This window comes from Formosa sediminum, assembly GCF_007197735.1.
Taxonomy (GTDB): domain Bacteria; phylum Bacteroidota; class Bacteroidia; order Flavobacteriales; family Flavobacteriaceae; genus Formosa; species Formosa sediminum.
Genome location: NZ_CP041637.1, coordinates 2,184,018 through 2,196,359, shown reverse-complemented (window position 1 = coordinate 2,196,359; position 12,342 = coordinate 2,184,018). Strand labels below are relative to the sequence as shown.

The window sequence follows — 12,342 nt, the reverse complement described above, 5'->3', positions numbered from 1 at the left end:
GTGAAAGCTTTGAAGTTATGTTCAAGTCTTTTAAAAGTCAATCGCTTTTTTACATTATTGAGTCCTGACAAAATAGAAATAGGATTGACCGGATTAAAACTTAAATTTTGTAAAGGTTCATTTTCAACAGACATTATATCAACAGGAGTATATTTGTGTTATTAAATACAAATAGCATGTCTTCCAAATGAGGAACACTAATTTTAATTATCTTTTAGAAATAGCTAGTCGTTTTAAGGATGTTAGAATCTAAAAGTCCTATTTGTAATATTAAATCACCTTTATAAATTAAACAAAAGGAAGCTGTATAAATAACTAAATTGTATGTAATCAGTATTTATAAATTGTAGTTCCCCTATGTTATAATATAACTACTATTATAAGATTTTAGCAGATAGAATGATGTTCTAATGGATTTTAATTGACGATATTACTACAGAAAATACGGTTTAAGAGCCCTAGGTTTTTGTTAGAAAAATTGACAAATTACAGATAATCTTATTTAGAAGCTTACAATATTATTGATAATTATATAAAGTAGTATAAAAACGTTAGAATCCTTTCAACTTTGGATTTTAAAGCACTGACTGAAAAAGAGTCAGAATTAAAAATTAAACCTATGTTTAATGTTGCATAAAAATATCACCAAATTTATTAGGTAGTCCAAACAGGTATTAACTATGACGGCGCCTTATAAATTTAAATACGAACCTTATACCAAAGTATACGCAAGTGAAGATTGGACAAAATCTGCTTTAGACCTCTTAGGAGGCAAAAAATTAAGTGAAGATTTTAAATATACAACTGTTGGAATTCAAGTTTTATCCGGTTTAATTTGTAATGCAACTGGCAGTTCCGTTTTGGATTTTGCTACCAAACATCTATTTCTTCCGTTAGAAATTAATCCACCAAAACCTATAAGAATACACACTAAAGATGTGAACACTTTGCTTTTCTTAAAAATAAGCATGTGCATGGCTGGGTAATAGACCCTAAATGTGTAAACACCTCCGGTTGGGGAATCTGTTTAACCACAAGAGATATTGCTAAAATTGGCCAACTGTACCTTAAAGAGGGAAAATGGAATAACCAACAATTAGTACCTTCTAATTGGATACGAGAGAGTACCATTGCACATAGCCAATGGAATAATAAATCTTATGGATATTTATGGTGGGTAATTAACCGTAATACCTATGCTGCAATTGGTGATAGTGGAAATATTATTCTGGTAGAGAAAAAATTAGAATTAGTATTCGCTATTACCTCCAGTTTTAAACCACGTGCTAAAGATAGAATAGCCCTAATAACAGAGAAAATTATTCCCTATTTAAATCTATGTAAAAAAATATTTTGAAACTTAAGTACAAAAATTGAGGATATCCATATTATCCCCATTCCAGTTTACCCCGCTTACAATCGGATTTCCTAATCCGTCTAATGTAATTACCATTCCAAATTCAACACTATATAGATTTGACTCTTCTCTTACTTCCCATAGAACATTTCCATTTTCGTCAACCTTAATTGTAACAAAATCTCCTTTTGGGGTATTGGGGTTAGAACTTGTTCCCGTAATATATACATTTGATCCATCGTTAATACTTGCAAAAGGAATATTAATTCCGTTATTGGTATTAGAATAATATTCATAGTTAGAATGAGGCATCATACTATTCATGTTCGCGTTAAAACGTTCTGAATTATTTAATTTTGATACCTTTGAAAGAATACCTTCTTTCATGGATGTTTCCAACCCGAAATAATTCTTAGTTTGAAATTCTTGTGCAATTGAAGGAAAACTTAATAAGCATAACAGAATGGAAAGTAATTTATAATAATAAATAAATTTTTTATTACAATTATATATAGTATTTACTACTAATACCTTAAAACTGTATATACATAAGTGTTGACAATTACATTTTTGATATATATTGTTATTAAAAAAAGCAACGAAATCATTCTTTTAGACTAGAGATCCATTGATTATGAATTCCAAAACTTTTATTGGGTTTCGGACCTGTTTCTATTAAGAGTTGACCACCTTGAGTAAGTTCCTTTTGAGTTAACCAATTTCTTTCTAATTTCTTCCCATTAAAATAAACGGTTTGAATGTAAAAATGATCTTTATTATAATGCTTTACTTCTATATTTAAAATTTTACTATCTCCCATATTTATTTTTACAGATTTAAATATTGGAGCTGTTAAATAATAAATCGGATCACCAATATTAGCAGGAGAAAGTCCAATACTTCTCATCACAAACCAAGACGACATGGTACCTGCATCGTCGTCCATAGTACGTAAATAGGCTTTTGGTCTATTATTATATATTTTACCGATATAGGGATCTACACCTTTACTATTATTATTAAAATAAGTTTGCACCACGGTATCTAACATAATATTTCTAAAAAGCTTTTGAGATTTCCAAGGTTGTTTGGTAGCATTATAAAGTCCTGGAACTTGTAAATCGGGTTGATTTGCATGATTGTAATTATAATCTGCAAAAAATTGATTTAATTGTTTTACAAACAGATCTTCTCCTCCTATTAAAGTTTTTAATCCATCAACATCAAATGGTACAAACCATCTGTATTGCCAAATCGTACCTTGATACAGACCGCGCGCTTGCATTTTATCTACATCGTCTTTTGATAGATCTGCAAAATCTGTATTCCAATAGGATTTATACTTTAAAGCTTTAAGTGCATAGTTCTCACTTAGCGAAGTATCTCCAGTAATTTTTAAGATTTCCGACATTGCCCAAGTATCGTAAGAGGATTCTAAGGCTTTATCTGGTGCACTATAATCAAGTTGTTCAACTTCTGTAATTAATGCTTCTTGTATAGCTTCAAAATTAACAGCATATCCTTTGTTATAAGCATCTAGCAACACTACAATGGCATGTTCTGTCCTAACAGTAGGTGAAGGCTCGTGCATTGTAGCCCAACTTTGCTTGCCGTAACGGTATAAATTAGCAATAGACTTTGCTATTGATGCAAATGTATCTTGATACAATAGTGATAACATAGGCAACTGCTCTCTATAGTTATCCCAAATAGCCCAACCATTATAAGCAGGAAAATCTGATGTTTGTCTAGATCCATCTATGGCACGATAAACACCATCTGTTTCTGAAATAAGATATGGAGATTGAAGTCCTCTATACAATAAAGAATAGAAAAGAGCTTCACGATCTTTCTCCCCCTTGACCTCTACACGACTCAGCAACTGATTCCAATTCGTAATCGTATGTTCTTTTAAAGTTTCTAAACTTATGGATGAATTTTCTATTTTTTTTAAAGCATAATCTTCAGCTACTGAAGAAAATCCAACACGGACTTCCATAGGTTTATGCTTATTTTCACGGACAGCTATAAGCCCATGATTTCCGCTCGGTTTAAGCTCAGAAACATTACGTATTTCAATGGCATAATAAATACGATACACCCCAACATCACAGGTTGTTTTTGTATCAATATATCCTGTGATAACATTGGCATGTAAGGTATGTTTTTCAGCTACAAATCGATCTGCAAAAGCATAAGATAAATCAAGGAACAAACTACTTTCTTCATTTGGAAATTCGTACTTATGAATGCCAAAATTAGTATCTACTGACATTTCAGCCTTAATACCATTCTCAAAAGATACACTATAAAATCCAGGATAAGCATAATCCTGTTTTTTGTAAAGCTCTGTTGTGAGATCTTCTCCTAAAATGGGTTTCACTAAAATATTACCTCCGCTTCCAGTGCATCCTACTCCTTCAATGCGTGTATGGGTAAACCCTTCAAACACTTTTGCATAATAATCATAACCAGTATGTATATGTGGTTTGGTTTGTGGACCAATACTCATCATATTAAAAGGAGATGATGCCGCAGGAGATAATTGACCATGATCTCCAGAGGTACCTAAAAAAACATTAACCGCATCTACCGGTCTACCAGTCAAACTAGTACGTTCTTGAGCTTTTAAGCGACTTGTTATTAGAACAAGTAGTATAATAATAAAAAGATATCTAAACATATATATTAGGGATCTAGAGGTTCTAAAGGATTTTGTTGTAGGGACTCCTTTTGGGGCAAATATTCAAGAGTCGTTTTATTTAAACGTTTTTTAATAGTTACTGGCTGATATCCTAACTCTGTAAAACAACGATTAACAAACATTTCACTTCCTGTGTATTCACTGTGAAAATTATTAGTAACCACTAATGAAAGCCGATCTATAGGCACGTTATACGCAATCAATAGCCTACTGGCATTTCTTAAATTGGTTGTTGTATGTCTCGCGTAAGGCTCAATAATAATGCAATTTTCAGGAATATTGTATTGTGTAATCAACTCCTTTTTCATTTCTATGGCTTCTGCATATGCAGCTCTATACGGATGGGCATGACCTCCTGACACTATAATAAGCGGAACGTCTCCTGACAAAAAAGCTTCTGCTCCCAACTTAATATTAAATTTTCCTAAAGCAGATAATCGATCTCTGTAATTTTCAGGACCATTTCCTAGAACGAGTACAGAAGCATATTTGTATTGTTCAAAATCAATATTCGATATATACGCTTTTACGTTTTTATTTTCTAGTGTAGCTAAAGGCTCATACCTTACGGCTTCATCCCTGTGATTAAAGTATAAAAGGGACAAAACAAATTGTGTAGATTGAGAATAAAAAGCCTGTAAATTATTAGCTACCAAATGATCACTCCATACAAATAGGGTTTGCTTATAATATGAACTGTTTACATTGTAAGATATAGAATCAATTTCAGCATATTGAGGGGATTCACCTTGACCATAAACTTTTAAAACGTGATTAACACCACGAGCACATAATGCCCAAGCTTGAGACAATAATTTTTTATCACCTTCACCTTCATATAAGTTATATGCTCCAGAAGGCTTAAGTTCTGTCTTTACGAATTCTCTTACCACTTCAGATTTAGCATATAATGCTTCTAATCTTTCACTTATTCTTAAAATTTCAGAATCAGTAAAAATATACGGATTTACCAGATCTTTCGCATCTATCGTTTTAGAATCACCTAAAAGCGAGGCCACTATAGCTTGATGCTTAACTTTAGAAATGTCTTTCAAAACGGTATCGTCCTCAAAAATATTTTTTACTGCTGGATAGTGATCTATGGCATTTAATAAATAATAATTTTTATTGGCTAGCTTTTGATAAACTTTAGGGTAAGTATTTTGAGCAACTTGGCTATAGCCTATTACAGTGAGTAACAAGCATAGTATAATTACATATTTTTTCATGTGTATAAAATAAAAAGCAGGAGAATAATATCTCCTGCTATATTTAATGTGTATTAATATCCGTCGTTTTGAGTAACCATGCCGTCCGTTACACCATCTATATAAGCCTGAGGTATAGGCCAATATTCATTTTTTCCGGCTTGAAATGTAGCATTAGACAAGTGGGTTCTTCTGGTTTTCTCAACCTCAAGATAGTCCGAGATAACATTATCTGCATTTCCCCAACGTACTAAGTTAAAAAATCGATGTCCTTCTAAAGCCAATTCTAAACGTGATTCTAAACGCACAGCCTCTCTAGCATCATCTTGACTACTCCATACATTAGCATACAACGCTATCTTGTAATTTGCGGCATCTTGACTTCCATCTAAGGTCTTTACATACTGGGAGTTTTTAGCTCTATCTCTAAGTTGGTTTACTAAAGACCTTGCTTCTTCTAATTGACCAATTTCTACTGCGGCTTCTGCTCTCCATAACACAACTTCTCCATATCTAATGATATAATAATCTAAAGCACTTACATACGGCCAAACAGTTACAAAATATTCAGAATTGGCTGAAACAATTCTTTTCTTAGGACTAAATTCACCATAAGTTGCTAAGTCTCTTGCCCAACTGCTATCGTACAAAATATCAAGATCTTTATAAGGAATCCCAGGTCTTCCTATAGTAATATCTAATCTAGGGTCTACAAAATCAGTATCGGTTAGGGTTTCATTACTATGTGCAGGAATACCTTCTGAAGTAACCTTAAAAGCATTTACTAAATTTTGAGATGGTCTTTGAAATCCATATTGAGAATAGAAAGGTCCTCCTGGAGCTAATAATCGGTCGCCTATACTTCCATTATAATTACTAGCCTGACCATCATTTACAGAGTGTTGAACGGCAAAAATAACTTCTTTATTATTATCATTTTCTGGCAAGAATAATTCTTGAAAATCATCCATCAAACCGTAGTTACTATTTAGAACTTCTGTAGTCGCATCATAAGCCAATTGCCATTTATCTTGAAACAAGTACGTTTTAGCTAAATAGGCTTGTGCCGCAATTTTTGTAGGTCTACCCACTTCGTCTTGTGTAGTTGGCAAGACGTTATAAGCGGCTTGAAAATCGGCTTCTATTTTGTTCCATAATTCTTCTGAAGTAAATTCAGTATTAGATTTAGCATAGTCATTTACAGTTTCTGCCGTTTCATCTATATAAGGAATATGATTATAAATCTTTTTCAATTCAAAATAAAAATGTCCACGCAAAAATTGTAACTCGGCTTTTCTCTGAATTCTTAAATCATCATCAAAATCTTCAGATGCTTCAAGTAAGCGCATCGCTTCATTAGCTCTTTTAACACCTTCATACAATGCCATCCATTTACGTTCAACATCAATTGTAGTAGGTAGTGTATTAAAGATCTCCATTTGGTGAATATTATTTTGATCACCAGTACCACCACCACCTTTATAGGCATCGTCTGAAACAACATCTCCAAAACTCCAATTAGAAGCAGGTGAATTATAAGCATTACTTGCACCGTCAAACTGCCCATTTAAGACGCTATAAGCTGAAATTATTGCCAATTCTACATTCGCTGGACTAGTCATTTCTGAAGGAGAAACTTCTCCATAGGTAACTTCTTCTAAATAATCGTTAGCACACGACGTAATACTTAATATGACTGTAGGAACAATCATAATTTTTGCTATATATGTTTTAAATTTCATTGTAAATTAGTTTTAAAAGTTAAGGTTAAATCCTAAAATGAATGTTCTTGAAGGAGGATAAATACCACGATCTACACCAATATCTAAGTTTCTACTGCTACTTGAATAATTCTGAAGCCCAATTTCTGGAGTCATCCCACTATAATCTGTTATTGTAAATACATTACTCGCTTGAGCATATATTCTGAGCCCTAAATTGTTTAAAATATTTGCTGGAAGCGTATAACCAATTTGTAAATTATTTAATTTTAAATAAGAGCCATCCTCAACATAATACGATGAAGGTCTGATGTTATTATTTGGATCGTCCAAACTTAATCTTGGTATATCTGAATTTGGATTCTCTGTACTCCACGCGCCTAATAAAGCCGAGTCTTTATTATATGCAGATTGGTTAAAGAAGTATGTCTTGTATTTTGTTAGGTTATAAATATCGTTACCAATACTTGCGTTAAAAAACATACCTAAGTCAAAATTCTTGTAATTAACGTTTATATTAAATCCTATAACAACATCGGGATGCGGAGAACCTATAAAGGTTCTATCTTCATCATTTATTTCACCATCACCGTTCACATCTGCAAATTTTAAATCTCCAGGTTGCGCATTGGGTTGTAAGCCATAACTATCAACGTCTTCTTGACTTCTAAACAATCCTTCAGAACGGTAGCCATAAAAAGATGCGATAGGTTGCCCCACGGCGCTTCTAGAAACCTCTTGATCAAAATTCACGCTATGTAGTGATGAACTAGGAATCCCTAAGTAAGCAACATTGTGAAGTTCTGTCAATTCATTTTTATAACCAGATATATTAAGACCTAAATCATAACCAAAATCATGGCTTTTATCGCTATATCTTAAATTAAGTTCGTATCCTTTATTCTCCATAACACCATCATTAATCCACTGTCCATCATTTGTGCCTCCATATGTTAGTGGTACAGAATTATAAACCAAAATATCATCAGTAACCTTCTTATATACTTCTGCGGTGATGTTTAATTTATTATTAAAAAAGCCTAAATCAACACCTATAGAGGTTTGTGTTGTGGTCTCCCAATTAAGATCTGAATTAGAAATTCTAGTTTGAGTAAGCCCTGTCGACACCGAATTTTGTCCGCCATCTATAGCATAATCACTATTACTACTATTATTAGTATAACTATCTACTGTAGAATAAGATGGAACCTCTTGATTACCAGTTTGTCCCCAACTTGCTCTAAGCAACATACTTGTAAACACTGTTCCAAAGTCAAAGAAGTCTTCTTTATCTAAGCGCCATCCTACTGAAAAGGCTGGAAATGTCCCCCAATTATTATTGGCTAAGCGCGAAGTACCGTCTCTTCTAACTGTTGCAGTAACTAGATACTTTTCATTAAAATTATATCTAAACCTTCCGAAATACGAGTTTAATGTCCATTCACTCGCTGATCCCGAGTTTAATTGATTATCCGTTCCATAACTTAAATACCAAAAATTAGGATCTTCATATAAAAAATCTTGTCTAGAAGCTGAAAAAGATTCTGCATAATATTCTATAGCTTCCTGCCCTAGTAATACATCTATATTATGACCGCCTATAGATTTAGAATAATTGATGGTATTGGTATAAGTAAACTGATGGTTAAAACTATTAGAAGTACTTAAGCTGTTTATGGTGTTTTGAGAAAGAATTTCATCATATACGGAAGAAAACCCTCTATAATTATAATTATTATAATCTAATCCAAAGGACGATTTAAATATAAAATCTCCAAAATTGAGTTCGGCATAAACATTACCAAAGGCACGTACATTTTTATCTTTATTATCTTTTGATCGGTAAAGACTGGCAAGCGGATTTCCTATATCGTTAATGGGGTTACCTCCAAAATCTCCATTATTATCTCTTACAGGAATTATTGAAGGAAATTGAAACGCATTGTAAATTATACTTCCTAAAGCACTATTCGTAGTTGCAGACACATCTTCCGTATAAGATCCTGTAAAATTTTCTCCTATAGCTAACCAATCTGTAATATTATAATTTGAATTAAAACGTGCCGAATATCTAGTAAAACCGGTATATTTCACAACGCCTTCTTGATCATAATACCCTAAAGAAAAGGCATGTTGTCCTTTTTCTGAACCTTTCTGGATGGAAAGATTATAATTTTGAACAAAAGCAGGTTGCATAATTTCTTGAATCCAATTTACATCGCTACTTGGTAGTGTTTCCTCACTATTTAACCATATTGGTATTACGGCTTGATCTGGGTTATCTCCATAAATATCATGCGATGGTGTTTGTCCATCGTTCTTATATGCTTGCCATAATAAATCTCCATATTGTTGCGCATTTAACATTTTTGGTAAGTTAATAGCAGTTTGTATTCCTGCATAACCATCTATATTAACCTCAAAAGAATCTTTACCAGCTCCTTTTTTAGTCGTAATTACAATAACACCATTAGCAGCACGTGAACCATAGATAGAAGATGAAGCAGCATCCTTAAGGACCTGTATGCTTTCTATATCTTGAGGATTAATACTATTTAATCCGTTAGAGGTAGGAACACCATCAATAACAACAAGAGGATCATTATTATTAATCGTACTAAATCCTCTTACACGAATGGATGTTCCTCCTCCTGGACTATTATCACTCATAACCTGGACACCTGGCATTCTACCTTGTAACATTTCCTCTACATTAGCTTTAGGCAACGTTTTAATGTCATCCGGATCTACCGAAGAAATAGCAGCTGTAATATTTTCACGTTTTTCTGTGCCATACCCCACCACTAATATTTCATCTAATTCATTCGCATCTTCCAATAAAACAATAGAAACTATGTTTTGACCAATTATATTAACATCCTGTTTCTGATACCCTAAATAAGTTATAGTAATAGTCTCTATATTCGCCGGAATTGTTAATTTAAAATGACCATCATAATCTGTAGATGTTCCTATATTTGTACCTTTCACAAAAACATTGGCTCCTAAAATAGGTAACCCATTGTTGTCTTTTACAGTACCTTTAATTTGAGATTCTTGTTGGTTAGAAATAACCACCTGCTTCTTAACCAAAATACCGCTATCGGTAATTTTAAAATCTAAAGAAGACTTTTCTTTCAAGGTATTTAGAACAATCTCTAGAGTTTCATTATGTACATTTAAATCAATCTTAGTCGATAAATAGGACTGATTTGACACATAAATAAATGGTATATGTGTCTGTTTTTCTATAAGATTAAATACTTGACTTAAAGAGGTATTCTTTAAATTCAAATTAATACTATCTGTATTAGGCGGTATTAAATAAGCACTTGAAAATGCGTGTAAACTGCTTGCCATGGATAGGACAAGAACTATAATTAGGCTTTTAAATTTCATAAAATTATGCTTTAATTATGTTTTAAATTTTGAATAGGAATCCCCTGTCCTATGACATAGGATTTTTTTTAAATGATATGATTTAATTTAATATTACTTGTAAGTAATCAACCCCTTACTTATATATTTAAGAGCTAACCCGATGTGATTTTCTACAGTTTTAGGAGCTATATCTAAGAGTTCTGAAATTTCTTTATACTTAAATCCGTCTATTCTACTCATTTCAAAGATCTGACGTGTGCGTTTAGGAATTTCATTTAAAATAGTTCTAATGATGTGTTTATTGATTTCTAACTGCTCATTAGCTATAATTTCATCTTCAATACTTGGATACAAATTTTGATTCTCAAATTGATCTTCATGAAGTATTGGTCTTATTTTGTGGTTTTTACATGGCTTTCTTAGGTTGTTTTTTAGGATTACGTATATATATGATTTTGGATTTTTAATAGTATGTAGTTTATGCTTTTCCTTCCATAAGATCATAAAAACATCTGAAGCTTTTTCTTCTATAATGTGAATATTAGACTCATAAAGGATTCCGAACCGACATAAGCTATGGTAATATTTCTTAAACAAAACATCTACTGCTTTAGGGTTTCCTAATTGAATTTGCTTAAAAAGAAGAAGATCTTCAGTTACAGCATTACTTACATTCACTCCTCTAATTTGCATCATTTCCGATTATTAAGTATTCATTTTTATGAATTGGAACTATAGTAATATTTGCAATAAATTCTAATGAGGATATAACCCCCTTTATGTCTAATCCTTTGAATGCGCCCGTTATTTTTTTACTTTCAAGAGTTTTATCTTTTAGTCTAAAGGTTACTCCGTAAAACTGATTAAGTTTTTTTATGGCTTCTTTAAATGGTGTGTTATCTAAAATAAGCATTTCATCCTTCCAGCCTAAGACCTCTATTGCATTAAAATTTTTCTTTGTAATATTGTTTGTGGCATTATTATAAATAAGTTGTTCGTTAGGAGAAAGAGTTAATTGATTATTCGACTCTTTTAATAACACATTCACTTTACCACGTTCTAAGGATATGATTTTATTTGATGAAGAGGTATTCACATTAAAAGCGGTTCCTAACACTTGTACATCCAAATCGGTTGTATGCACTGTAAAAGGTTTTTCTTCATTATGCGTGACATCAAAAAACACTTCTCCGCTCACAAAAACATCTCTTGTTTTATTGAATGCGTTAGGAAAATGTATCTCACTTAAAGAATTTAGAACAACCAAGGTACTATCTGGCAGATAAAGTGATCGCCTTTCTCCTTTTTCAGTTACAATTTGGTTAGTATAATTAATGTCTTGCGAATGATATATAAAAACGGATACAGTTAGTATAACTAAAGCAAAAGCACTTATAGCGATATATTTTTTGGACCACCTTTGTTTAGAATCTTTAATGAAACTAGAATCCTTTGACAAACTTTGTTTTGATTCATAATTAGGATCGTCAATTTGCTCAGGTATTGGATAATGTTTCCAAATTAGACTATAATTTTCATAAAGGTTTTTTAAATCATGATCTAAGGCAAGCTCTATTTCAAAAACAGCTCGATCTGCCTGAGACATTTCATTAGTTAAATACCTTATACATTTCTTTTCCCTTCTATTAATTTTCATACAAAGTTTACCCTTTTACTTATAGGAGTCGAAAATTATAGAATACCCCCAACAAATAATATAAAGGGATTGCAAACTAAAGTTTAACTAATTGTTAATTGAGATAGCATATTGAATATTAGCGTAGAATAAATACCTAAATAATTTAGAAAGGAATACAAGAATTCCTTATTTTGATTTTTATTCCTAGTTAAACGGATTAACCTTTTACTTTATAAGCACCTTTTTATATCAAACAATTAAAAACACATACTATTAAAATACCCACCTGTAGAACCAATATACAAGGAAAATTTCTACTTAGTATGTTATAA

At 32.2% G+C, this 12,342-nt stretch carries 9 protein-coding genes; 2 read left to right on the top strand and 7 right to left on the bottom strand.

Going from position 1 to position 12,342, the window contains the following annotated elements; all coding sequences use genetic code 11:
• The first annotated feature begins 680 nt into the window (after positions 1-680).
• Together FNB79_RS09600 and FNB79_RS09595 are read left to right on the top strand one after the other, a co-directional pair.
• Positions 681-986 (top strand): hypothetical protein, encoded by a 306-nt coding sequence (locus tag FNB79_RS09600; RefSeq protein WP_143381105.1) that lies wholly within the window; start codon positions 681-683, stop codon positions 984-986.
• Positions 971-1,357: a serine hydrolase domain-containing protein gene (locus FNB79_RS09595; RefSeq protein ID WP_143381104.1), complete on the top strand. Its 387-nt coding sequence runs from the start codon at positions 971-973 to the stop codon at positions 1,355-1,357. Before FNB79_RS09600 ends, FNB79_RS09595 begins: the two co-directional genes overlap by 16 nt.
• Positions 1,358-1,360: 3 nt before the next feature.
• On the opposite strand, the gene FNB79_RS09590 is transcribed toward FNB79_RS09595, so the two are convergent.
• The 7 genes from FNB79_RS09590 to FNB79_RS09560 form a co-directional block, all read right to left on the bottom strand.
• Positions 1,361-1,756 carry a hypothetical protein gene (locus FNB79_RS09590; protein WP_143381103.1) on the bottom strand — a complete coding sequence of 132 codons (396 nt, stop codon included), beginning with the start codon at positions 1,754-1,756 and terminating at the stop codon, positions 1,361-1,363.
• A 205-nt stretch (positions 1,757-1,961) separates the two neighbouring features.
• Positions 1,962-4,040: a glycoside hydrolase domain-containing protein gene (locus tag FNB79_RS09585; protein ID WP_143381102.1), complete on the bottom strand. Its 2,079-nt coding sequence runs from the start codon at positions 4,038-4,040 to the stop codon at positions 1,962-1,964.
• Positions 4,041-4,045: 5 nt separating this feature from the next.
• Complete coding sequence (locus FNB79_RS09580) at positions 4,046-5,290, bottom strand: YdcF family protein (protein ID WP_143381101.1); 1,245 nt, start codon at positions 5,288-5,290, stop codon at positions 4,046-4,048.
• A gap of 53 nt (positions 5,291-5,343) precedes the next feature.
• A complete protein-coding gene (locus tag FNB79_RS09575) occupies positions 5,344-7,011 on the bottom strand; it encodes a RagB/SusD family nutrient uptake outer membrane protein (protein ID WP_143381100.1) in 1,668 nt (555 codons plus the stop codon).
• Between the two features lie 12 nt (positions 7,012-7,023).
• Positions 7,024-10,389, bottom strand: coding sequence for a SusC/RagA family TonB-linked outer membrane protein (locus FNB79_RS09570; protein ID WP_143381099.1), 3,366 nt, complete (start codon positions 10,387-10,389; stop codon positions 7,024-7,026).
• A 93-nt stretch (positions 10,390-10,482) separates the two neighbouring features.
• Positions 10,483-11,067 carry an RNA polymerase sigma factor gene (locus FNB79_RS09565; RefSeq protein WP_246073257.1) on the bottom strand — a complete coding sequence of 195 codons (585 nt, stop codon included), beginning with the start codon at positions 11,065-11,067 and terminating at the stop codon, positions 10,483-10,485.
• Positions 11,054-12,028: a FecR family protein gene (locus FNB79_RS09560; RefSeq protein WP_143381098.1), complete on the bottom strand. Its 975-nt coding sequence runs from the start codon at positions 12,026-12,028 to the stop codon at positions 11,054-11,056. The genes FNB79_RS09565 and FNB79_RS09560 overlap by 14 nt, the downstream gene beginning before the upstream one ends.
• Positions 12,029-12,342: the final 314 nt, after the last annotated feature.